Raw genomic sequence first — 22,330 nt, forward strand, 5'->3', positions numbered from 1 at the left:
CGCCTTCAGGCCCTGGGCCATTGCTGTGATCTCTCCAGACGATTCAACGCTTTTCTGTGTGTTGACTGGACCCATAACTCATGATCCGCGAATCGGAGCCATGGCCGACCTCATCGCCGTCATCTCGAAGGTGAATGAGGAAAAGTTTTCGCCCCAGGCTCCCTGTGTCCGGATCGATCAGGCCGTGAGTTCGGCTTTTCTGGCGCAGGCCTCTGAGTTCAGGCCCGCCGGCCCCCAGACGGTTCTGGGCTATGTCGGCACGTTCTGGGATCGCACGGACATCGATCTGCAGCGCATGATCGCCCTGGAGCGGCCCCACTGCCGGCTTCTGCTGGTGGGTCCCGAACTCAACCGGCGCCTGTCGGACTCCGGCCTGCTCGGCCTCGGCAATGTGGAGTGGCTGGGGAGTCTGCCCAACGATCAGGTGCCGGCCCAGTTGAAGCGGATGAATCTCTGCCCGATTCCCCATCTCGATACGCCCTTCTCGCGGTTGATGGGTCCGCTGAAACCCCTTTCAATACATCGCCAGTGGCATGCCGGTGGTCTCCTCCGCCGTGGAGGGACTGGAGCTGGCCGGTGCCCTGATCCGGATCGAAAAGGATCCCGACCGCTTCCTGCAGGCCATCGATGAGGAGCTGGCTTCCGACGGCCCGGAGAAGTTCCTTGCGCGGGTGGCCTTCGCCCGGGCCCAGACCTGGGAAAGCCGGGTGGAACGGATCCTGGCGGCCCTGCCCACTCAGCCCTGAGGCATCGGCATCAGGGCCCCCATCCACTCGATGCTGGTGGTGTGCAGGTTGTAGTAAGCCGCCTCCACCTGCAGCCGGCCCGAGCGCAGCCTGTCGGTGAGCATCACGCTGGAATCGACGAGGTTGCGGGCGGCGTTGAGGGTGTGACGGCGGCAGGCCTCCTCCAGGTTGTGTTCTCCGCCGAGGCTGAACAGCTCCATGCGCAGCTGGCCCACCACCTGGGCCAGGCTCGGGGTCAGGTTGAGTTCCCGGTCGAAGGCGGCCGCCACCGCCCCGCAGGCGGCGTGGCCGAGCACCACGATCACCGGCACCTCCAGATGGCTCACGGCGTATTCGAGCGAGGCGATCGCGGCCACGGTGCTCATCGTGCCGGCGTTGCGCACCACGAACAGATCGCCGAAGCCCGTGTCGAACAGCAGCTCCACCGGCACCCGCGAGTCGGCGCAGCCCAGGACCGCCGCCACGGGAGTCTGGCCCGCTTCCACCTCCAGCATCCGCAGGCGATCGCTGTGGGGGTGGAGCACATGGCCGTCGAGAAAGCGCTGGTGCCCGGCGCGCAGCTGATCGAGGACGGCACCCGGACGTTCATGCATGGCACTCACCCCACCACCCCTGGCGGCCCGCCGCCGTAGCGCTGCACACCATGGGCACCCCGATCGCCATGGGCGCATCGGACCGCCGGAACACGGCCCCGGGGGCTTTGGCATGATTCAGGTCCGGCCCGTCGCCTTCGCTCGCGTGTCCATCAGCCCTCCACGCACCGGCCCCCAGCGCACCGGCGAAGTCCATCGCGTCACCGGTGAAACCGACGTGCACGTGGCCCTCGATCTCGACGGCACCGGCCGCTGCCAGGTGGCCACCGGCGTCCCGTTCCTCGACCACATGCTTCACCAGATCGCCAGCCACGGCCTGCTGGATCTGGAGATCACCGCCCGGGGCGACACCCACATCGACGACCACCACACCAATGAGGACGTGGGCATCGCCCTGGGCCAGGCCCTCGCCCAGGCCCTGGCCGACCGCCGGGGCATCCGCCGCTTCGGCCACTTCCTCGCCCCCCTCGATGAGGCCCTGGTGCAGGTGGCACTCGACTGCTCCGGCCGGCCCCACCTCAGCTACGACCTGGCCATCCCCGCCCAGCGCATCGGCACCTACGACACTGAACTGGTGCGGGAATTCTTCGTGGCGGTGGCCAACAACGCCGGCCTCACCCTCCACATCCGCCAGCTGGCGGGGGTGAATTCCCATCACATCGTCGAGGCCGGATTCAAGGCGTTCGCCCGCGCCCTCGACCAGGCGGTGGAGATCGATCCCCGCCGCGGTGGGGCCGTGCCCAGCAGCAAGGGGGTGCTGGAGCGTGCCGGCCACGCCGGTGCCTGACCGGTGCGTGGCGACTAGCATCAGGTGATCTGCGTACGCGCCATGCGTCCTCTCCTTCTGCTGGTGGCCGGTTTCACGGCCGCCCTTGCCGTGGCTGCCCCCGCCCGTGCCGCCGACTGCCTGCCGAGCCAGGTCCAGGCGGCCCCCTGTGTCGTGTCCCAGCCCCCCTGCCCGGTGGTGGAGCTGCCCTGCGAGGCCTGAGGGCGGGACGGCCGCCCACGCCTTCACACTCCGTTACGTGATAATCGGGACAGCGCACTGCGCTGTTCTTCCCGTGGGCTGATTCGATGACCGTTGCCTTCCCCGCCGCTGCGGCCTCGCCTGCCTACGACCGCGCCGACTGGGCCAGCTCCTTCTGCAACGTCAGCGTCGAGCTCAGCGACGAGCCCCTCGTCGCCGCCCGTGGCGCCATCCCGGCCGAGCTGAGGGGCACCCTCTACCGCAACGGCCCCGGCCGGCTTGAGCGCGGTGGCCACTGGGTCCATCACCCCTTCGATGGCGACGGGATGATCACGGCCCTGCGCTTCTCCGAGGGTGGCGCCCGGCTCAGCAACCGCTTCGTGCGCACCGAGGGCTGGCTCGCCGAGGAAAAGGCCGGCACGGTGCTCTACCGGGGCGTGTTCGGCACCCCCAAGCCCGGCGGCCCGCTGGCCAACGCCTTCGATCTGCGGCTTAAGAACATCGCCAACACCCATGTGGTGCGACTCGGCGACCAGCTGCTCGCCCTCTGGGAGGCCAGCTCCCCCCATGCCCTCGATCCCCTCAGCCTCGAGACCCGCGGCCTGACCCTGCTGGACGGGGTGCTCAAGCCGGGTGAGGCCTTCAGTGCCCACCCCCGCTTCGATCCCGGCCACCACGGCGCTCCCCGGATGGTCACCTTCGGTGTCAAGGCCGGCCCCCGCAGCACGGTGCGCCTGATGGAGTTCGCCGCCGACGGCCCCGGGGCCGGCACCCTGCTGGCCGACTCCAGCCACAGCTTCGGTGGCTTCGCCTTCCTGCACGATTTCGCCATCACCCCCAACTGGGCGGTGTTCCTGCAGAACGCCATCGACTTCAACCCCCTCCCCTACGTGCTCGGCCGCAAAGGGGCCGCACAATGCCTGAAGTCCCGGGCCGGTGCCCGCGGCCAGTTCTGGCTGATTCCGCGCCAGGACGGCGCCTTCGCCGGCCAGGAGCCGCGGGTGCTGGAGGCTCCGGAAGGCTTCGTGTTCCACCACCTCAACGCCTGGGAGGACGGCGATGCGGTGGTGGTCGACAGCATCTTCTACGCCGATTTCCCCTCCATCGGCCCTGACCAGGACTACAAGGAGGTCGATTTCGACCGCATCCCCGAGGGCCTGCTGGAGCGCTGCCGTCTCGACCTGGCCAGCGGCACGGTCACGGCCACGCGGCTGAGTGAGCGCACCTGTGAATTCGCCATGGTGGCGCCGGCCCGGGTGGGGCTCGAGAGCCGCTACGGCTGGATGGCGGTGGCCGAACGGGAGCGCGGCAATGACCCCCTGCAGGCCCTGATGAAGCTCGATCTCGCCAGCGGCGAGTCCCGGGTCTGGAGTGCGGCGCCCCGCGGTTTCGTCAGTGAACCGATCATGGTGCCCCGTCCCGGCGCCACGGCCGAGGACGACGGCTGGGTGCTCGGCCTGGTCTGGAACGGTGCCCGCAGCGCCAGCGATCTGGTCGTCCTCGATGCCGCCTCGATGGGCGAGGTGGCCGTGCTGGAGCTTCCCCTGGCCATCCCCCATGGCCTGCATGGCAGCTGGGTGGCTGCCTGAGGTTGCGCCAATCTGCCGGCGGCTGAAGGATCAGCGCCGCAGCAGCCCTCGGACCCGGCGCGCCACCTTCCGGGTCAGGTTGAGCAGGGGCCAGAGCAGGGAGAGGGGAAAGGGCTGGCGAACCAGCGGGGTTTCGGCCTTCCGGTAATCCTTGTAGAGCCGACGATGGGCGTTCGGGTCTGCCGAGCCATCGAAGACGCTGTACTGCAGACCGATCTCCTCGCTGCCGACCAGGCGCCGGTGGGGATGGGCCGCCAGGATCCGGTGGATGCTCTGGGTGTAGACGACCGGGCCGGTGGTGCAGATCACCGCCTCCCAGGGATTGGTGAAGGCGAAGGGATTGAAGCGATCGATGTTGCTGAGTACCGCAGCGATCACGGCGGCCAGATACGGATGGCCCGGAGAGGCGATGACGTGCCACTGCTGGAATTCGCCGCCCGGGATTCCGGCCAGTCGCCGGTGGGTGCCCCAGCCGGCATGGGGACTGCCGGCCCCATGGTCCCACTGGCTCAGCAGGAAGGCATCATCGTCGCGCAGCCCCTCGGAGAGCGGCCGGGTGACGCCGACCTTGACGTCCAGATAGACACCGCCGAAGTGGTAGATGCACAGATAGCGGAACAGATCGGCCCGGGCGGCACCGTAGGCAGGATCGATTCGCTGATAGCGGGCCAGGATCGCCTCGCCGTAGGTGTCGCCGATGAAGCGCTCACGATCGTGATCGTCGTAGAAGCGATAGCTGAAGTCCGGGTTGAGGGCTTCGATCGCGCGGCAGTTCTGTTCCAGCACGGCCGGCATCCGGCTCCTGGTGCTGAAGGTCTGGTGGATGATCCTGGGGATGCCGCGGCTGGCCGGAGGATGGGAGGCCAGGGACGCCCCTGAAAGCAGCCACGCGCTGGCTCGGTTCACCCCGCTCCGCCCCTGCATCGTCTCCCCCATCGTCCAGCCGTGACAGGACCGCGCCGGCCTCAGCCGCGCGAGAAACGGGTGAAGGTGGCGGGGGAGAAGAGATGACCTTCGGAAAGGGCGATGGCGACCACGGCATCGGCGTCGGCGGCTGCATCCACACGGGCCTTGAGGGCCGGATCGGCGGCCACCTTGGCGAGGAAAGCGTTGAGCTGGGATTTGGACATGGGACCATCGACTACTGACTCTCTCTGTCCTACTCCATTCCGGAGCGCGGCCCGGAGCCTGATCTCTCGTTCCGTTCCTGCCATGGCCTGGTTCATCAAGACCGAGACCTTCCGGCTCCCCCATGATGCGGTGATTGCTCACCTGCAGGAGCACCGCCTCTGGGTAGAGCGGCTGCGCTTGGAGGGCTGCAGGATCAGCAGCGGGTATCTGGTGGACGACCAGGGGCGGCCCGGCGGCGGCGGCCTGCTGCTGCTCGAGGCCCCCGACCATGCAGCCGCCCTCGCCCTGGTGCTGCAGGATCCGATGGTGATCGCCGGTTGCGCCCACTGGCAGCTGCAGGGATGGCGGCCGGCGGTGGGGGACTTGGAGGTGCGCTGACAAGCGCACTAGCGATCCATGCTGGAACGGTCCAGCCCAAGAGCCTGAGCAAGTGCTTCTCTTGATTGCATGTTGATTGACTCCGCTGTTTTTGTCGCCAGCGAACCATCCTTCATAGCTGCGATCGGATCCGCAAGTCTGGAGATCACGCCCTCGGCAAACTCTTCCTTTGAATTTGCGATCAGAATTCCTTGGCCATGATAAGCATCAAGACCGCTGGAGCCGCATGTTGTTGAAACGACGGAGCGTCCGAATGACAAAGCTTCAACCGTCTTGATCTTCAAGCCAGTTCCCAGGCGTATGGGATTGATAGCGAAGAGGATCTGTGAATAGAATTGGGACAGTGATGGAACATTCCCAACGGGCTTCACGCTTGCACTTTCAGGGATTTCATTGCCGGCAGAACCTGCAATCAAGAAAACAGCATTGGGTTGCTTGGCTCTGATGAGCGGCCAGACGTCGCGCAAAAACCAATGCAGACTTTCCAGATTGGCCGAGCTGTCGGAGGCAATGTAGCCAAAGGTGCTGATGGCGTCTGGAAGAAAATCCAATGGGCGGATGTCTGTGAAATGTCCCACGGTGAAGACGGACCGCTTGCCATGGGTAAGCCTGGCAAAGAATTCGGATTCTTCGTGTTGAATTCCCAGAATATGGTTGGCTCTGAGGAGGCCTCTGCGTTCGTCTGCTTTGTAAATGGAGTACCACCAGGACTTTGATTCTTCATTGCTTGCGATATCGTTTCTGCAGGTGAAGATGTCGTGGCAATCGAGAATCTTTAATGTTCTCGCCGGAAAAGCGTCCAAAAAGCCAGATGCGAACACATAGGCGGCAACAACTCGCGTGTAGTTCTGTTGCTTCTGAAGCCTCTTGGCCTGTTTCGTCCAGTCGGGATGAAACCACCCATCCAGACGGTGAATTCCTTGGCTGTGTCTTTCCCGGCCTCTGCGAGTAAGTCGTAGTAGAAGGTGTCTGGCTTTGCTGAGAGTCACACTCCATCTGTTGGCCGTTCGTTCATTCCAAAGAAAGTCCTGGGCCCATTGGTCAACAAACGTGTGAGTTACCTCCCTTGCCTCGGGAGAAAGTCGTGCCCAGGTTGTTTCATCTGGAATCTGAGCCCAGGCAAAATGCACCTCCAGCCCCATGCGCCTGAATTCTTGCAGAAGGGTTTGTAATCTTGTTCTGTTTCCGCTATGCGGTGGTCCGCACCCAATCGGAGAGATTACAAGCACACGACGATCAGAGTTGGAGCCAGGCTCAGCTGGGCTGATGCGCCTTCTGATCAATGGAGGAGTCATTGAACGATGAGTCCCGCGAATGACATTTTAGTGGCCACTGGAGGTGCATGGAGCTGTCGACTAAATCGATTGTGATCATATGTCTCTAGCATGGGTGGAAAAATCGTTCAAGCTTTAATCTGAGGATGTCTATGGGGACAATGATGTCCGCACGCTTAATGGGTACCCAAGTGGATAGCGGCCCAGGCTCTCTACCCATGACTCGAGCGTAATTCAGTTGGCATACTTTTGCAAGACCACTGAAATAGGGAGGAGAGTAGTTTCGAGGAGTCAGCTCCAAAAGGGTTGTGCCGGGCGCGCTGAATACCGCATTGGCGAGGCTGGCACCGTGAATACCTAGCAGGAGATTTGCGGAGGAAGCAAGGCGAACCTGATCAGAAAAGGAAAGGGAGCCACAATCGATGCATTGAATTCCATAGCTCTCTAGAACAGAATAAACCTCCTCCGCGTTCACTATTCTTCTCGTGGCAGGGAAGTGACGATCAAAAAAGATCGGCGATGAAGGAGTCGTCTGTGGTTTTCGAAGCTGACGCAGGAAGTCAATGGCCCATGGAGTGTAGGTGCGATTTGCACAGGGTATGGTGGTCAACACAAGTTCTTCGGCCAAGTAGTTCTTGCCTGGGCTGATCCCGATGATTTTCTGGGGGGGGATGCCTAGGAGAGATAGTGACTCGGATTGAAATGGCTTGATCGGACCTTTGACGAGAACATTGTCGATCTCATCCATGCGGATGCATTCGCCAGCGATTCTCAGAATTGGAAGGTACTGAAATAGCCAGTGATAGTAATTGTCGCTCCACGGCCCAGTGAGGCACAGAGAGCGTCCATTGATGATGACGGACTCACCATGAATGTCATCACGAAGCTGGGCCTCATTGTGATAATCAATCTCTGTGGACTCAATGGTATGACCATCTGAGCGCTCACGCCATCTCCCACAAAGGTAGTGCCCGTGATGAAGAATGGAATCTCCGCTATTGACGAGCACTCCGTCCTGGATGATTATCTGACCCTGAATGGATTCAGCATCGGCGTGGAGAACGCGATCTTTAGGTCCGATGCCTGCTGCAGGGCCACGGTTCGTAGCTTGGAGTCGTACAGCGTTGAAGATCACCTGTTCGCAGGGCGGGTCACTAGAGTTGAGCTTCTTTTTTCGGCGTACCAATTCTCCAAGGTACGCGTATGCATGCATCGTGTAGATAGTCAGGAGAAACTTATATCCATGGGACTGTTCCTGGCTGGCTCTCCAGAGCGATGCCCAGAGCCGACGAAGGATGGCCCGGGGTAGACGGACAAGGTTGGCAAGGGTTGACATCATGGCCGTTGCAACGCTGATTCGGCTACCTGACTGCTTAAGCTGCTTTTCGACAAGGTTTACGGGGTTGGCGATACCCTCGTTTGCCGGGCTTATCCAGTGGAATTTATCATGAAATGTTCGGTTCGGGCGTTCTGTGCATCCCTTCTGCTGATGACTGCCAGTGTGTTGCTTTCTCTGCAGTTACTCTGAAGGCTTCGCCTGGCAATGCGGCGAGCCCGCTCGCGGAATGTTGTCTTTGGTGCCGAAGAAAGATATCCGCGCCCAACACTCTTCCGAAAATCTCATTGTCAATCCTTGGACGTCAGGTTAGGATCGCAATGAATGGCGATTCTGGCGGGCATTGGTAAGTATGATTCAATCGGCTCAATCGGCCAGGAATCAGCAGCCTGCGCTCCAATCAGGACAGGGGTATTCGCCGCGAGGTGACGGCAGCAATTCGACATCTCCGCTTCGCCGTGTTTTTGTGGTCGGTCTGGTGGGCCCATCTCGGCTTGCATGCTTTGAGGCCTTGCGTGGGTTTTGTGATGTCACCGTCATCTCCCCTGCCCTGACGCTGGCCGGCTGGATCCCGTTCGCGCTGCCATGGCGCAGGGGCCGATGCGAGCTGCCGCGCGGTGCCTTTTCCCACCGTCGCTGGCTCGTCTGACTTTTGGCTCCTTTGGTGGGCCATCGTCTTGAAAAGTTCTACGGCCGTGGTGACGTCGTCATCATCGCCAATCCATCTTTCTGGCCATTTGCTATCCACTACCGACGGCTAGCTCCTGTTGTTGCGTATCATGTCTTTGATAACTATGCCGCCTATCCCTTTATTCGATTGGACCAGGAGGTGTTTGTCGCGAAGCATGTCGATCTTGTGTTCGCCGTTTCCCGAGGAATTGTCGATGCTCTGCAGCGACGATGCGGATTTCAGCTCCCCTCTGTCCATGTCATTCCCAACGGCTTTCCTGGCTCGTGGCTTCCACCGTCCATCCCCTCAGAAAGGCAGAGGTTGCCTGACCGGTTATCGGAAGACTTTCGGCCATTGATTGGCGTCATTGGGGTCATCAGTTCACGCGTCGATCTACTGCCAATCCTGGCAGCCCATGATGCCCTTCCAGCCTTGCGCTGGCTCTTCATCGGGCCCGTCTACAGGGAAGTTCCCGGTCTTGCTGAATTGCAGAGCAGCCCACGCTGCCGCTTTCTTGGCGCCCTGCCCTACGAGACGCTTCAGCCCTATTTCGCCACCCTCGACGCGGCCTTGCTGCCCCTCACAGACGATGACATCAACCCCTGCAGCAGCCCCGTCCGCTTCTTCTCCCAGCTACCCACCGGTCAGCCGATTCTCTACACCGGCACCTGCGCCCAGATCGCTGAAACTCCCTCTCTGGCTTATCACTGCGCCGATGGCCAGGCGCTTACAGCCACCCTCAAGAACCTGGCCGCCACCGGCTTCGATGACGGCCGCGCGGAAGAGCGCCATCGCTTCGCCATGGGATGCACCTGGGATCAACGGGCTGCGGCGATCGCCCAGGCCCTGGAGGCGGTGCTGGAGGCCCGCTCCCGCACCCCCGCAGCCCGCTAAGGATCTGTCGGTGTTGCTCCAGTCCTGCCCAGCAGCTCCCTCAGTCCCGGCGCCAGCCGAGTGAAGGCACGCCCCCGGTGACCGAGTTGGCCCTTGAGGCCCTTGTCCATCTCCGCGTAGCTGAGGCCCGCCTCCGGCACGAGGAACACCGGGTCGTAGCCGAAGCCGCCGCTGCCCCGCGTGGCCTCCAGGATCTCTCCGTCGCAGCGGCCCTCCACCTCCAGGCGGATCGCCCCGCTCGGGTCGGCCACGGCCAGGGCGGCCACGAAGGCCGCCCGCCGGTCCGGCCCCAGGCCCTGAGCGCAGCGCGCCTGGTCCGCATCCCCCAGCTCCCGCAGCAGGCGGGCGATCCGGGCGGGGTCGCTGTCGGCGTAGCGGGCCGAATGGACCCCGGGGGCGCCGCCCAGGGCCGCCACCGCCAGGCCCGAGTCGTCGGCCAGGGCCCACTGGCCGGTCGCCCGGGCCACCGCCTCGGCCTTCAGCCGGGCATTGGCGGCGAACGTGGTGCCCGTTTCCTCCACCTCCAGGCCCTCCGGCTGGGGCCGCACCTCCAGGGGCAGGGAGGCCAGCAGGTGGGAGAACTCCCGGATCTTGCCGGCGTTGCCGCTGGCGATCACCAGCACGGTGGGCGCCACCCCGGGCTCCGATGGGGCGGCCATCAGATGCTCTCCGCCAGCTGGCGGGCCCAGGCCAGCACCGCCTGCACCCGGTCGGCGTCGGGGGCTTCGCAGTAGAGCCGCAGCAGGGGCTCGGTGCCGGAGAAGCGCAGCATCAGCCAGTGGCTGGGGCCCATCCGCAGCTTGACGCCATCGGTGCGGTTCACCTCCAGCACCGTCGCTCCGGCCACCTGCTGCGGCGGATCCTGGGCCAGCAGGGCCTCCAGCCGGCGGCGGCTGGCCATGTCCGGCAGGCGCAGGTCGAGGCGGTCGTAGACGCTGGCGCCACCGCAGCGCTCCTGCAGGGCCGCCAGCCGGGCCCCGAGGGGCAGTCCCCCTTCCACCAGGGCCTCGATCAGCAGCAGGGCTGCGAACAGGGCATCCCGCTCCGGCAGATGGATGCCGAAGCCCACCCCGCCCGATTCCTCTCCCCCCACCAGCACCTCGCTGCTGAGCATCTCGGCGGCGATGTACTTGAACCCCACCGGCATCTCGATCACCTCCCGGCCCAGGTCGGCTGCCACCAGGGCCATCAAGTCGGAGCCGCTCACGGTCTTGACGACACGGCCCCCCAGCCCGCGGGCCCGGGCCAGGTGGTCGATCAGCAGGGGCATCAGCAGCTGGGTGCTGCAGAAGCGGCCCTGCTCGTCCACCGCGGCGATGCGGTCACCGTCGCCATCGAAGACGATGCCCACCGCCGGCCGGCCGGACGCCGTGGCCTGGCGCACCTCGGCGATCAGCTGCTCCAGGTAGGGGGCCAGGGGTTCGGGCGGGTGGCCGCCGAAGAGGGGATCCCGCTCCCCCCGGATCTCCCGGATCACGCCCGCGGCCCCCCCCGCCTCCCCCAGCAGGGCCGGCAGTCCGCCGGCGGCCGAGCCGTGCATCGGGTCCACGATCACCTGCAGGCCGGCGGCGGCCAGGCCCTCCACCAGGGCCGCGGCGTCGACCTTGGCGCCGAGACCCGCCAGGTAGGTGCCCATGGCATCGAAACGTTCGGTGTCGCCGGGGATCGGCACCGTCAGGCCCCCGGCCGCCAGGCGCCGCTCCACCCGGGCGGTGAAGTCCCCCTCCACCGAGCCGCCGAAGGGTCCCTTGATCTTGAGGCCCAGCCATTCCGGCGGGTTGTGGCTGGCTGTGATGACGAGCGCGCCCAGGGCCCTGCGCTCCACCACCGCCCAGCTGCAGGCCGGGGTGGGCACGGGGGTGGCCGCCAGCAGGGGCACCAGATCGGCCCCCCTCACGGCGGCGGCGATGGCCTCGGCCAGCTCCGGGGCCAGGAAGCGCCGGTCGTAGCCGATCACCACCTCCCGGCTGGCGAGGCCCTCCGGGGCGCTGGCGGCCAGTTCCCGGGCGGCGGCGGCGGCCACCGGCAGCAGCCGCTCCATGGTGATGTCCACCCCGAGGATGCCCCGCCAGCCATCGGTGCCGAAGAGGATCGGTCCGGCCTCGAGGGGCAGGGGGGCGGAGGCCATGGGCGGCGCGGAGGCGATGGAGGGGCAGGCCGGTCGTAGCAGGCCGGCCGCTCCGGATGGCTGCGGCGGGTGCCGGCCTGATGGCAGGCCACCGGTCCCCCTAGCCTGCATCCCATGCCCCAGAACCCGGACGCCGCCTCCCCCGGATCCCCCGTCCTCACCGACCGCCTGCTGCGCAGCTGGGTGCGCTGCCGGCGGCGGGCCTGGCTCGATCGCCACGGTGCGCCCCAGGAGCGGCAGTGGAGTGCCCACCGCGCCCTGGCCCTCGATGACCAGCTGCGCAGCTTCCAGAGCCTGCTGCCCCAGCGCCCCGGCCACGGGGAGGCCGCCTGCCGCGACGGGGCGCCCGGTGTGGTGGGGCTCAGGCTCGCGGGAACGGGCCCCCGGGGCCTGCGCCTGGAGGCCCACCCGAGCCTGCTGGAGCGGGTCGAGGAGCCCAGCCGCTGGGGCGCCCACAGCTACCGGCCGGTGCTGGCCCGCCAGGGCCGGCGCCTCACCCGGGAGCACCGCCTGCAGCTGGCCCTGTGGGGGCGGCTGCTGGAGGAGCACCAGCGGGCCCCCGTGCCCCATGGGCTGGTGGTGGCCGGCGCCGACCGGGGGCTGGAGCGGGAACGGCTCGCCCTCGGCTCTTCCCTGCAGCGCCAGCTCGACGAGAGCCTGGAGCGCCTGGCCCTCGACCTGGCCCGCAGCGAGCCGCCGCCCCTGGTCAGCGACCGCAAGAAATGCACCCTCTGCAGCTGGCGCGGCGCCTGCGATCGGGTCGCGGCCGCTGAGGGGCACCTCAGCGAGGTGAGCGGCATCGGCGGCAAGCGCCGCGAGCTGCTGCTGGAGCTGGGCATCACCAGCCTCGACCAGCTGGCGGCGGCCGATCCGGACCGGCTGGCCGAGGACCTGGCCGTCCACAGCGAGCAGCACCGCGAGGTGGCCCCCAAGCTGGTGGCCCAGGCCAGGGTGCAGCAGCAGGGCACCCCCCGACGCAGCGGCGATGGGGCCGGCCCTGCCCTGCCGGAGCTCGCGGCGGCGCCCGGGGTGCTGCTCTACGACATCGAATCCGACCCCGATGCCCGCGACGACTTCCTCCATGGCCTGGTGCGGCTGGAGCGCGGCGCGGACGGCCTCTGGCCCGGCGCGCCTGGGCCGGGGGAGGACCTGGGGAGCTACCAGCCCCTGCTCGCCCTGCAGGAGCACGGCGAGGCCCTGCTCTGGCGGCGCCTGAGCACGCTGCTGGCCCGCTATCCCGACTGGCCCGTGCTGCACTACGGCGAGACCGAGTCGGTCGCCCTGCTGCGGCTGGCCGAGCGCCAGGGGGCCAGCGAGCGGGAGCGGGAACGGCTGCGGGCCCGGCTGGTGGACGTGCACCAGCGGCTGCGGCGCCACTGGCTGCTGCCGGTCAACAGCTACGGGCTCAAGGCCGTCGCCGGCTGGCGGGGCTTCACCTGGAGCCAGAAGGGGGTTGACGGCGCCCGTTGCCTGCTGTGGTGGCGCCAGTGGCGGAAGGGCTCCGGCGGCCCGCGGCGTCCGAGCCGGCGGGCCCTGGGCCGCAAGCTGCAGCGGATCTTCCGCTACAACCAGGACGACAGCCTGGCCACCTGGGCGGTGGTCCGCTGGCTGCTCGATCAGGACGCGGCCTTGCCCCCCGGCCCCAGCGGCGGCGGCTGAAACGCCTCCGGCAGCGACAGGCACAGGGGCACGCCCGGGGCCGCCCCGGCCAGCAGCTGGCTCTCCGGCAGCCAGGCCTTGCGCACCAGGGCCAGGCCGATCCAGCCCCCGTCACCGGGCAGTTCCAGGCTGGAGGTGATCACCCCGGCGCGGCCCCCGGCCCCGTCCTGCAGGGGTGTGCTGACTGCGACGGCCCCGTCGGGGACAGCCGTGGCCCACCAGCGGCGCAGCTGCTGCTTCACCCCGTCGTAGGTGGCCAGCTTGGCCAGGGTCTCCTGGCCCACGTAGCAGCCCTTGCTCAGGCTCACCCGCCCCGCCAGCCCCAGCTCGAAGGGGTTGATCTCCTCGTTGATCTCCCCCGGCGCCGCCGGCAGGCCCTGCTGGAGCCGCCAGCGTTCCGCCTCCAGCGGCTCCAGGGGGCGCCGGGCGGCCAGTGCCGGGGGCAAGGGGGCGTCGGCCGGAAGCAGCAGGGCCTCCCCCAGCCGCCAGCCCGGCGAGCCCTCGAGCGGCGCCCAGGTGCCGGCCGGCAGGGCCTCCGGCTCCGGTGCCCCCAGCGGCTGGTGCAGGACGGCTGCCGTCACCGGACCCAGCCGCACCTTGTCGGCGGGGAACAGCACCCGGTCGAGGGCGGTGCGCACGGCCCCGGGATCTCCGTCGACGATCACCAGCCAGGCCCCGGCGTCATCCACCAGCACCTCCGCCACCGCCCGCAGCCGGGCCGTGGGGCTGATGCAGCAGGTGCCGAGCCACTGGCCAGGGCGGGCCCCTTCGAGGGCCTGGCTGGTCTGGCCGTGCAGCACCCGCAGGGTGTCGGGACCGTCGAGCCGCAGCAGGCCCACCGGCCGCGACCAGCGGCTCCCCTCCGGCGGCGTCCACTGCCAGGGATCGGCCGCAGCCGGTGTCGGGTCGGGGGAGGGGGCCATGGCAGAGTGCGTCGCGGGGTTCAGCCTGTCGCGGGGCTCAGCCTGCCGCGCCGTCCAGCCCAGCGGCCGTGGCGGCCACCTCCTCGAGCAGGAACAGGCTGCGAAGGTCGAGGCCCGCTTCCTCCATCGCCTCGGCACCCCCCTCCTGGCGATCGACGATCGCCACCACCCGCTCCACGGCGTAGCCCGCCTCCTGCAGCTGGGCCACGGCCTTGAGGGCCGAGCCGCCGGTGGTGACCACGTCCTCCAGGACCGTGATCTGGCTCCCGGCCGGCGGCAGGGGGCCTTCGAGCCAGGCGCCGGTGCCATGGCCCTTGGCCTCCTTGCGCACGATCAGCGCATCGAGGTCGCGGCCGGCCAGGGCGGCCTGCAGGGCCACCGCGCTCACCAGCGGATCGGCCCCCAGGGTCAGCCCCGCCACCGCGGCGGCTTCGTCTTCCACCAGCTCCAGCATCAGGCGGCCCAGCAGGGCCAGGCCGATGCCGCTCAGGCTCACCGGCTTGCAGTTGACGTAGTGCGGGCTGCGGCGCCCCGAGGCCAGGGTGAAGTCACCCAGCCGGTAGGCCCGCTCCGCCAGCAGGGCGAGCAGGGCGGAACGCTGTTGGCTGGGGCTGGAGGGCAGGGAGACCATGGACGTTGGGGAAGCGGCGTTGGGGAGGCGCGTTGCGGAAGCGGCCGGTGCGGCGGGCCATGGATGGGCGAGAGCGTCAGAGGTCGCTAACCTGCGCACATATCGCCCCGAGGCTGGGCCTGTAGACCCCATGACAGCACCGATCCTGGCAGTGCCTGCCCCCCTCGCCGCCCGTCTCACAGCCCGCCTGTCGGCCCGCCTCGCTGCCGGCGTCACAGCCCTGCTGCCCCTGGTTGTCCTGGCCCCCGCCCTGGCCGGCCCGGTCCTGTGCACCACCACCCTCGAAGCCCCCATCCCCGGCTCGGCCGGCACGGGGCCGGTGGAGGTCACCCGCTGCGGCGTGACGCGCTCCGCCCCCGAGCTGATGGAGCAGCGCTTCTACAGCTTTTCGGCTCCCTTCGCCCAGGGCGTCAACCTGCTCCACCAGATCACCGATCCCCTCGGTCTCTCGATCCCCGGCCGCGATGGCGGCAGGATCGTCGCCTTCGGTTTCCCCGACCAGAACATCATCTGGGACGGCACCGCCATCGAGAACACCGCGTCGGTGATGCTGACCGATCAGAGCGGTCTGATGCCCCAGCGCACCGCCGACATCACCAACGGCTTCAGCACCAGCCTCGGGGCTGGGGCCGCCACCCCCACCTACGTCCGGCCGTCGGCCGCCACCACCTGGACCCCGCCGATCCGGGGCCTCTGGTGACGCCTCCGCCCAGCCGGTGGCCCGTCCCCCGGGGGTCTAGCAATCTGGTGAATGCAGCGAACTCATAATTCGCCTTAGGCGAGTTCGATCCTCGCGACCCCCATCCGCCTCACTCGCCCCACATCCGCAGCAGGTTGGCGTAGCTGCGGCTGAGCAGATCGAAGATCTCGTCCTTGCCCTGCTCCTGGAAGAGGGCGCGCCGGGCGGTGTCGAGCTCGAACAGCAGTTCGCGCCGGTCGCTGCGGCGCACCCTGCTCTGGATCCAGCCCACGGCAACCAGCCGTTCACCCCGCGTCACCGGCTCCACCCGATGCAGCAGGGAGCTCGGATACACCAGGGCATGGCCGGCGGGCAGCCGCAGGGGGCTCTCACCGCCGGGATCCTCCAGCACCAGGGCGCCACCGTCGTACTGATCGGCTTCGCTCAGGAACAGGGTGAAGGAGAGGTCGGAGCGGCCGCCGGCCATGAAGGCATTGTCGACGTGACGGCCGTAGCCCTCGCCGACGCCGCAGCGGCTGAAGCGCAGGTTGTGCAGCCGCACCGGCAGGGCCGCCGCCTGGAGCAGCGGATGCTGGAGCAGGCGGTCGCTGAGGGCGGAGGCGAGGGTCTGGTGCAGGGAGGACCCCGGGTCCAGCTGGCGGTTGCGCTTCACGGCCCGGGCATGCCATCCGGCCGTTTCGGCCCCGTCCCGCCAGGGGACGTCCTCCGCCAGCAGGGCCTGCCGCAGCTCGTCGACCTGACCGGCACTCAGCAGGGGTTCGAGACGGAACTGCATTCTCCGGCTGTCCGCTGCGCCACAATTCTCCCCCCACCCCACCACGGTGCATGCCATGGCCCGATCCAGCATCGCCCTGTTCCTGGTCACCACCGGCCTGATCACGGCCACGATGGGCTGCGCCCAGGCCCCCGAAGCGAAGGACCAGGAGGGCGGCGAGAATGGCATCAGCGCCCCGGCCGAGGAACGGCCGGCCCCCGGGGCGCCGGATGGGGCCGGCAAGGACGGCGACAAGGACGGTGACGGTGGCGAGGGCGGCGAAGGCGGCGAAGGCTGAGCCGGGCCGCGGGGCCTAACCTTCAGCCACGACACCCCACCGATGCGCTTCCTGGTTCTGGCGATCCTGTTGGCCCTGCTGGCCTTCTTCGCTGCCGGGGAGCTTGCGTTGATCCGTCTGCGGCCCAGCCGCGTCCAGCAGCTCGAAGAGGCGGAGGAGCCCGGCGCCCGTTCCGTGGCCCGGCTTCAGCACCGGATGCGCAGCGTCCTGGTGGCCACCCAGCTGGGTCTGGTGCTGGCGCTGCTGGCCATGGGCTGGCTGGCCCGGGGCCTGGCGGAGCAGGTGGCCGGCTGGATGGGCCGGGGCGAGCAGGCCTGGATCGATGCCGGGGTCTTCCTGGTGCTGGCCCTGCTGGCCACCCTCCTGGGCGGGCTGGTGCCCAAGGCCTGGGTGCTGCACCGTCCCGAGGGCTCGGCCCTGCGGCTGGCGCCGCTGCTGGAGTCCCTCACCCGCACCCTGGCGCCGCTGCTTCTGGTGATCGAGCGCTTCAGCGGCGGGCTGCTGCGGCTGCTGGGCCTGCCGCGCAACTGGGATGAGCTGGTGCCGGTGCTGTCGGCCGGTGAGCTGGAGACGCTCATCGAGAGCGGCAGTGTCACCGGCCTGATGCCCGACGAGCGCAGCATCCTCGAGGGGGTGTTCTCCCTGCGGGACACGCTGGTGCGCGAGGTGATGATGCCGCGCTCCGGCATGGTCACCCTGCCGCTGGATGTCACCTTCGCCCAGATGATGGAAGCGGTGCATGCCAGCCAGCACGCCCGCTTCCCGGTGATCGGCAGCTCCCTCGACGACGTGCGCGGCATGCTCGACCTGCGGCGGCTGGCCGAGCCGATCGCCCGGGGCCAGCTGCACCCCGACACGGCCCTGGCCCCCTGGATCCTGCCGGTGGCCCAGGTGCAGGAAAGCGCCTCCCTGGCCGATCTTCTGCCGCTGATCCGCAGCGGCCAGCCCCTGCTGGTGGTGGTGGATGAACACGGCGGCACGGAGGGGCTGGTCACCGTGGCCGACCTCACCGGCGAGATCGTCGGCGAGGACGAGAACCCCCTGGAGACGGCCCAGGACCTGCTGCCCCTCGTCGACGGCAGCTGGTCGGCGGCGGGGGACCTGGAGATCGTCGAGCTCAACCGCCAGCTGGGCCTGCAGCTGCCCGAGGCGGACGGCCACCACACCCTGGCCGGTTTCGTTCTGGAACGGCTCCAGCACATCCCTTCCCCTGGGGAGGGTCTCCGCTGGCAGGGCGTCCGCATCGACGTTCTCACCATGGACGGCCCCCGCATCGAGCGGGTTCAGATCACCCTCGCCAGCACGGACGGAACCTGATCATCGATAATGCGGCCACCTGCTCTGCCCCTGCCATGAACCCAGTGCGCGTGGGTGTCATCGGCATCGGCAACATGGGCTGGCACCACGCCCGGGTGCTGAGCCTGCTCCGCGATGCCGAACTGGTGGGTGTCGCCGACCCCGACGAGGCCCGCGGCCGGCTGGCGGTGGAGCAGTTCGACTGCCGCTGGTTCCCCGCCTACGAAGATCTGCTCGGCGAGGTGGAGGCCGTCTGCATCGCCGTTCCCACCCTGCTGCACCACCGGGTCGGCATGGCCTGCCTGCAGGCGGGGGTGCACGTGCTGATCGAGAAGCCGATCGCCGCCACCCAGGAGGAGGCCGCCGACCTGATCGGCGCCGCCGAGGCGGCCGGACGCCTGCTGCAGGTGGGCCACATCGAGCGGTTCAACCCCGCCTTCCGGGAGCTGCTGCGGGTGGTGGCCAACGAGGAGGTGGTGGTGCTCGAGGCACGGCGCCACAGCCCCAACGCCGACCGGGCCAACGACGTGTCGGTGGTGCTCGATCTGATGATCCACGACATCGATCTGGTGCTCGAACTGGCCGCCTCCCCGGTGGTGCGGCTGGCGGCGGCCGGCGGCCGCAGCTCCGATGGCCCGATCGACTACGTCAACGCCACCCTGGGCTTCGCCAACGGCGTGGTGGCCAGCCTCACGGCCAGCAAGATGGCCCACCGCAAGATCCGCAGCCTCAGCGCCCACTGCCGCAGCAGCCTGATGGAGACGGATTTCCTCAACCGCAATCTGCGCATCCACCGGCGCTCCCATGAATCGGTCAGCGCCGACCACGGCGAGCTGCTTTACCGCAACGACGGCTTCATCGAAGAGGTGAGCACCACCTCGATCGAACCCCTCTACGCCGAACTCGAGCACTTCCTCCAGTGCGTGCGTGGTCGGGAGACCCCGGCCGTGGATGGCCTGCAGGCCTCCCGGGCCCTGCAGCTGGCCGATCTGATCGAGCAGTGCGTCGAGCAGCCCAACCTCTGCATGGCCCTGGAGGCCCCGATCTAGACACCCGCCGCCGGGATCATCGCGGCAGGGGCCGCGTCCCTGTCGGCCAGCTCCTGCAGGGCCAGCAGCTGCCAGCGGCGGCAGTCGGCCGGGGAGGAGCGGTAGAAGAGATCCCAGGCCTCAGCCTTGTGTCGGCCGTAGGCCTCGCTCGGCACCTCGGGATGGCGCTGCTGCCAGCCCACCCGCACGGCGTGGCCGATCACCACGTCCAGGGCCAGGTCATCGTCGAACTGGACCTGGGGGTTGGCGGCCACGAAGGCCATCAGGGTGAGCAGGGTCTCGATGCAGAGCCGGCGGTACTCCGGCGCTTCGATCTTGCTCAGCAGGTGCTCCACCAGGATCGCGAAGTTCTTTTCCCCCGGTGTCTTCTCGCGCAGCAGGGGGGCGCTCTCCAGCCGGTTGCGCCGTTCCAGCTTGTCGCCGATCACCAGGCCCCGGCAGTGGTGCAGCAGGTCCCAGATGCCCGGGTAGAAGTCCTTCGGCACCCGTTGCAGCGCCCCGAGCCGCATGCGGTGCTGCAGCCAGCTGCCGTCCTTGGGCAGTTCCGCCAGGGGGTCGGGCACCTCCCAGCGCACCCGCCCGCGCAGGTGCAGCTGCTCCTTGCGCTGCAGGGAGGCCCGGGCGTGCTCCACGTCCGCCAGCACGGCCCGCAGCCGGCGGCGGATGGCGTGGGGCGGCAGGGCGCAGAGGGCCTCGAAGGCCTCACTGGGGCTGAGGTTGGCCTCCGCCGCCAGCTCGCCGGTGAGCAGCAGCAGGAACTGACCCAGCTGCAGGGTGAGGCTGCCGCTGAGCAGATCCACGTCCGAGCGGGCCAGGGCGTCGATGGCCAGCAGCAGCTCCTGCTGCAGCATCCATTCCCGGCCGTCCTCGCCGCTGAAGCGGCGCACCATCGCCGCGATCGCCAGGCTGCCCTCCGGATGGCCGAGCAGCGAATCGCGCGTGTAGTTGCGGCCCACCACCACCTGCTTCTGGCGCAGCAGCAGGTCGGTGAGGGCATCCTCCAGCTGGGGGTGCACCAGGCCCATGGCGCCGGCGGCCCGGCGCACCACGCTCCAGTCGGCGTCGGCGAGGCCGCGGCGGTAGACCTCCTCCAGCAGCACCATCAGCCGCACCCCCGGGCCGCTGCGGGGTCCCTGCAGGCGGGCATTGGGGCCGAGCCGGCGGCTCAGCAGCTCCAGCACCTCGGCCTGCTCCTCCAGGGAGCGGCTGGCCCAGAGCCTGTCCACCAGGTGGGCCAGCGGCACGTCCTCCAGCTCCTGCTCCTGGCGGGCGGTGAGCGGCTGGTGGCTGGCGCTGGGCGGCAGCAGGGTGTGGCCGTCCGGCACCAGATCGCAGGCCGCCAGCGCCTGGGGCGGCAGGTCGATCAGGCTGGCGAGCGGCACCAGCGCCTCCAGCGACACCAGCCGCACCGGCACCGAGCCCAGCTGGCCCTGCTGCAGATCGCGGCCCAGGTTCAGGAAGGCGTCCGGGTCGCGGCGGAAGGGGCCAGCGGCGACCGGCACGAGCAGCAGCGGGGCGCCGGAGCCCCGCCAGTGGCGCTGCAGCACCCGCACCTCGGTTGCCACCGTGTCCACCAGCACCTGGGCATCGTCGGCCAGGTAGAAGGTGTCCTCCTCCAGCACCGCCGGCAGGAAGCCGATCAGTTCGCCGTCGTGGCGGTAGAGCCGGGCGGTGGCCTGGGTCTCCATGCGCACCGGCGGGTGGCCCGAGAGGCCCAGGCGGCCGTTGGCGCCCACCGTCGCCAGGCGCCGGGCCAGCTCGCTGGAACTGGCCACCCGCAGGGGGGACGTCCCGTCCGAGGGCCGCCGCACCGGCAGGCCGGCCTCCGCCAGGGCCGCGGCGATGCTGTCGTCGGCCGGAGCCAGGGCCACCAGCACCTCCTCGGCCCCCGGGGGGTTGGGGTGACGGCGCCCGCAGGGGTCGAGATCCTCGGCGGTGATCAGGCCGTGCAGCAGCAGATCCGACAGCCAGGTGAGGCTCTGGGTCCAGAGCAGGGGCACGTTCTCGTTGGGGACGCGGGTCTGGCTGCCGGGCTGGCGGCGCTCGGCCTCGATCAGCCGCTCCGGCACCAGGTAGAGCTCCGGCAGCAGGGCCTCCCCGTCGACCGACACGCTCAGCTCCGCCAGCTGCTCCCGCCAGCGGCGGGCTTCCTCCCAGCGGCCCTCGCAGCAGGCGGTGATCAGCTCGTAGGCCAGGAACAGGGGCCACTCGGATTCGATGTGCTCGAACTGGGCCAGCTCCTCCCGTTCGTAGTGGAGCCGGGTCACGTCCTCCAGCACCGTCTGGTGGCCATCGCGCCGGAATCGCTTGTAGCCGTAGGACCCGGCCAGCTCGCTGCGGATCTTCTCCCGGGTGCGCTCCACCAGCGCCGGATCCTCCACGGCCCAGGCGGGGTAGCCGATCACCGACAGGCAGGCGCTGTCCACCTCCTTGCTGGCCGATTCCCTCGGCAGCAGGCCGCGCAGGGCACGCCGCAGCCGGACGATGGCGTCATGGGGGATGGTCAGGCAGCAGCTGCCGTCGCCCTGGGGGCCGTAGAGATCCAGACCCACGAGGGTCTCGAGGGCGGCCTTCACCATGCCGATCGAGCTGGCGTTGCGCTCCGGCTGGCCGTGGTTGCCCTTGTCGCCCCGCTCCCAGATGCCGTAGTCGGCCACCCGGTAGGCCCGGGCCACGTAGTAGACGAGGTTCTGGAGGAAATCGCGTTCGTGGCTGGTCTGCACGATCACCAGGCCCGAGCGGGTGAGCTGGGCGAGCTGCAGCAGGAACAGGGCCGTGGCGTCGAGCTGCAGATGGCCCCAGCCGTCGTCGTCCACCACCGGATCGCCCGTGGCGGTGTCGAACTTGGCGTGGATGGCGTCGAGGCGCTCGAGGCTGGTCTTGAAGCGCTCCACCTTCGCCGACTGGCGCATCATCGAGCGCATCAGCCCCCGCATCAGCTGCAGCACCCGCTGCTCCAGTTCGAAGCTGCGGCGGCAGGGTCCCTGCAGCCGACGGTGGGCCAGGGCCAGCCCCCAGACGCACTGGATGGAGTAGACGCAGTCCCGCACCCAGGCATCGCCGTAGTTGCCGTGCACGGTGCTGGCGGTGCTGGCGGGCAGCAGACCCGTGATCGGATGCTGGCGCCGCAGGACGACGTGCTCGATGCCGCGGTCGAGCCGTTCCAGGAGCTCTCTGGCCTCCGCCTCGCCGGTGGAAGGGGCTGGCGGATCGATCACGCCCCTGTCGCCATTGCTCGCCGTGCTCATCATGGTCGCGTCAGGACGGGGCGTGCCGGTGGTGGCGGCCGTGGAACCAGGCCATAGATTCTCCCC

23 protein-coding genes and 1 tRNA gene are annotated in these 22,330 nt (G+C 68.5%); 12 read left to right on the top strand and 12 right to left on the bottom strand.

Going from position 1 to position 22,330, the window contains the following annotated elements; genetic code table 11:
- Positions 1-43: 43 nt before the first annotated feature.
- On the bottom strand, positions 44-469 hold the full coding sequence (locus tag CJZ86_RS16445; protein WP_143594018.1) for a hypothetical protein: 426 nt from the start codon (positions 467-469) through the stop codon (positions 44-46).
- A 70-nt stretch (positions 470-539) separates the two neighbouring features.
- Between CJZ86_RS16445 and CJZ86_RS02500 the strand changes: the two genes are divergently transcribed.
- Entirely contained in the window at positions 540-746 is a 207-nt protein-coding gene (locus tag CJZ86_RS02500) for a hypothetical protein (RefSeq protein ID WP_233133791.1), read from the top strand.
- On the opposite strand, the gene CJZ86_RS02505 is transcribed toward CJZ86_RS02500, so the two are convergent.
- Complete coding sequence (locus CJZ86_RS02505; protein WP_094584381.1) at positions 737-1,339, bottom strand: carbonic anhydrase; 603 nt, start codon at positions 1,337-1,339, stop codon at positions 737-739. The genes CJZ86_RS02500 and CJZ86_RS02505 overlap by 10 nt on opposite strands.
- Before the next feature lie 112 nt (positions 1,340-1,451).
- Between CJZ86_RS02505 and hisB the strand changes: the two genes are divergently transcribed.
- The 3 genes from hisB (at position 1,452) to CJZ86_RS02515 (ending at position 3,895) form a co-directional block, all read left to right on the top strand.
- Positions 1,452-2,126, top strand: coding sequence for an imidazoleglycerol-phosphate dehydratase HisB (hisB, locus tag CJZ86_RS02510; RefSeq protein WP_199297099.1), 675 nt, complete (start codon positions 1,452-1,454; stop codon positions 2,124-2,126).
- 42 nt (positions 2,127-2,168) lie between these two features.
- On the top strand, positions 2,169-2,327 hold the full coding sequence (locus CJZ86_RS16895; protein ID WP_158219488.1) for a hypothetical protein: 159 nt from the start codon (positions 2,169-2,171) through the stop codon (positions 2,325-2,327).
- An 86-nt stretch (positions 2,328-2,413) separates the two neighbouring features.
- Positions 2,414-3,895: a carotenoid oxygenase family protein gene (locus CJZ86_RS02515; protein ID WP_094584382.1), complete on the top strand. Its 1,482-nt coding sequence runs from the start codon at positions 2,414-2,416 to the stop codon at positions 3,893-3,895.
- Positions 3,896-3,925: 30 nt separating this feature from the next.
- Here CJZ86_RS02515 and CJZ86_RS02520 read toward each other — a convergent pair whose 3' ends face one another.
- Together CJZ86_RS02520 and CJZ86_RS02525 are read right to left on the bottom strand one after the other, a co-directional pair.
- On the bottom strand, positions 3,926-4,801 hold the full coding sequence (locus CJZ86_RS02520) for a glycosyltransferase family 32 protein (protein WP_158219489.1): 876 nt from the start codon (positions 4,799-4,801) through the stop codon (positions 3,926-3,928).
- 59 nt (positions 4,802-4,860) lie between these two features.
- Positions 4,861-5,025 (bottom strand): Nif11-like leader peptide family RiPP precursor, encoded by a 165-nt coding sequence (locus CJZ86_RS02525; RefSeq protein ID WP_094584384.1) that lies wholly within the window; start codon positions 5,023-5,025, stop codon positions 4,861-4,863.
- A gap of 82 nt (positions 5,026-5,107) precedes the next feature.
- Here CJZ86_RS02525 and CJZ86_RS02530 point away from each other — a divergent pair, with 82 nt between their 5' ends.
- A complete protein-coding gene (locus CJZ86_RS02530; RefSeq protein ID WP_094584385.1) occupies positions 5,108-5,404 on the top strand; it encodes a YciI family protein in 297 nt (98 codons plus the stop codon).
- An 8-nt stretch (positions 5,405-5,412) separates the two neighbouring features.
- Here CJZ86_RS02530 and CJZ86_RS02535 read toward each other — a convergent pair whose 3' ends face one another.
- Together CJZ86_RS02535 and CJZ86_RS02540 are read right to left on the bottom strand one after the other, a co-directional pair.
- Entirely contained in the window at positions 5,413-6,546 is a 1,134-nt protein-coding gene (locus CJZ86_RS02535; RefSeq protein ID WP_158219490.1) for a glycosyltransferase, read from the bottom strand.
- 238 nt (positions 6,547-6,784) lie between these two features.
- Positions 6,785-7,813, bottom strand: coding sequence for a glycosyltransferase family 61 protein (locus tag CJZ86_RS02540; protein ID WP_233133792.1), 1,029 nt, complete (start codon positions 7,811-7,813; stop codon positions 6,785-6,787).
- Between the two features lie 865 nt (positions 7,814-8,678).
- On the opposite strand from CJZ86_RS02540, the gene CJZ86_RS16450 reads away from it, so the two are divergent.
- Positions 8,679-9,578 (top strand): glycosyltransferase, encoded by a 900-nt coding sequence (locus tag CJZ86_RS16450; protein WP_158219492.1) that lies wholly within the window; start codon positions 8,679-8,681, stop codon positions 9,576-9,578.
- Here CJZ86_RS16450 and rdgB read toward each other — a convergent pair.
- Positions 9,575-10,237, bottom strand: a complete 663-nt coding sequence (rdgB, locus tag CJZ86_RS02550) for an RdgB/HAM1 family non-canonical purine NTP pyrophosphatase (protein ID WP_094584389.1) — start codon at positions 10,235-10,237, stop codon at positions 9,575-9,577. The two genes, CJZ86_RS16450 and rdgB, sit on opposite strands and share 4 nt — an antisense overlap.
- On the bottom strand, positions 10,237-11,706 hold the full coding sequence (locus tag CJZ86_RS02555; protein WP_094584390.1) for a phosphohexomutase domain-containing protein: 1,470 nt from the start codon (positions 11,704-11,706) through the stop codon (positions 10,237-10,239). Before CJZ86_RS02555 ends, rdgB begins: the two co-directional genes overlap by 1 nt.
- Before the next feature lie 114 nt (positions 11,707-11,820).
- Between CJZ86_RS02555 and CJZ86_RS02560 the strand changes: the two genes are divergently transcribed.
- Positions 11,821-13,365, top strand: a complete 1,545-nt coding sequence (locus CJZ86_RS02560; protein ID WP_094584391.1) for a TM0106 family RecB-like putative nuclease — start codon at positions 11,821-11,823, stop codon at positions 13,363-13,365.
- Here the strand turns inward: CJZ86_RS02560 and ygfZ are convergent.
- Both ygfZ and pyrE read right to left on the bottom strand, forming a co-directional pair.
- The gene (gene ygfZ / locus CJZ86_RS02565; protein ID WP_094584392.1) at positions 13,323-14,288 is read right to left on the bottom strand and encodes a CAF17-like 4Fe-4S cluster assembly/insertion protein YgfZ; all 966 of its coding nucleotides are present in this window, start codon (positions 14,286-14,288) and stop codon (positions 13,323-13,325) included. The two genes, CJZ86_RS02560 and ygfZ, sit on opposite strands and share 43 nt — an antisense overlap.
- A 37-nt stretch (positions 14,289-14,325) precedes the next feature.
- The gene (pyrE, locus tag CJZ86_RS02570; protein ID WP_094584393.1) at positions 14,326-14,919 is read right to left on the bottom strand and encodes an orotate phosphoribosyltransferase; all 594 of its coding nucleotides are present in this window, start codon (positions 14,917-14,919) and stop codon (positions 14,326-14,328) included.
- 151 nt (positions 14,920-15,070) lie between these two features.
- Here pyrE and CJZ86_RS02575 point away from each other — a divergent pair, with 151 nt between their 5' ends.
- Entirely contained in the window at positions 15,071-15,619 is a 549-nt protein-coding gene (locus CJZ86_RS02575) for an Occludin/ELL family protein (protein ID WP_233133793.1), read from the top strand.
- A 30-nt stretch (positions 15,620-15,649) separates the two neighbouring features.
- A tRNA-Ile gene (locus CJZ86_RS16900) sits at positions 15,650-15,722 on the top strand.
- A gap of 6 nt (positions 15,723-15,728) precedes the next feature.
- On the opposite strand, the gene CJZ86_RS02580 is transcribed toward CJZ86_RS16900, so the two are convergent.
- Positions 15,729-16,394, bottom strand: a complete 666-nt coding sequence (locus CJZ86_RS02580) for a Fe2+-dependent dioxygenase (protein WP_094584395.1) — start codon at positions 16,392-16,394, stop codon at positions 15,729-15,731.
- A gap of 55 nt (positions 16,395-16,449) precedes the next feature.
- Between CJZ86_RS02580 and CJZ86_RS02585 the strand changes: the two genes are divergently transcribed.
- The 3 genes from CJZ86_RS02585 to CJZ86_RS02595 are packed head-to-tail and all read left to right on the top strand — an operon-like array spanning position 16,450 to position 19,016.
- Positions 16,450-16,671, top strand: coding sequence for a hypothetical protein (locus tag CJZ86_RS02585; RefSeq protein ID WP_094584396.1), 222 nt, complete (start codon positions 16,450-16,452; stop codon positions 16,669-16,671).
- Positions 16,672-16,713: 42 nt separating this feature from the next.
- Positions 16,714-17,988 carry a hemolysin family protein gene (locus CJZ86_RS02590; RefSeq protein WP_094584397.1) on the top strand — a complete coding sequence of 425 codons (1,275 nt, stop codon included), beginning with the start codon at positions 16,714-16,716 and terminating at the stop codon, positions 17,986-17,988.
- A gap of 35 nt (positions 17,989-18,023) precedes the next feature.
- Entirely contained in the window at positions 18,024-19,016 is a 993-nt protein-coding gene (locus CJZ86_RS02595; protein WP_094584398.1) for a Gfo/Idh/MocA family protein, read from the top strand.
- Here CJZ86_RS02595 and CJZ86_RS02600 read toward each other — a convergent pair.
- The gene (locus CJZ86_RS02600) at positions 19,013-22,267 is read right to left on the bottom strand and encodes a glycoside hydrolase family 15 protein (protein WP_094584399.1); all 3,255 of its coding nucleotides are present in this window, start codon (positions 22,265-22,267) and stop codon (positions 19,013-19,015) included. The genes CJZ86_RS02595 and CJZ86_RS02600 overlap by 4 nt on opposite strands.
- Positions 22,268-22,330 lie beyond the last annotated feature (63 nt).

The sequence above is a fragment of the Synechococcus sp. BO 8801 genome (assembly GCF_002252675.1).
Classification (GTDB): Bacteria; Cyanobacteriota; Cyanobacteriia; order PCC-6307; family Cyanobiaceae; genus Cyanobium.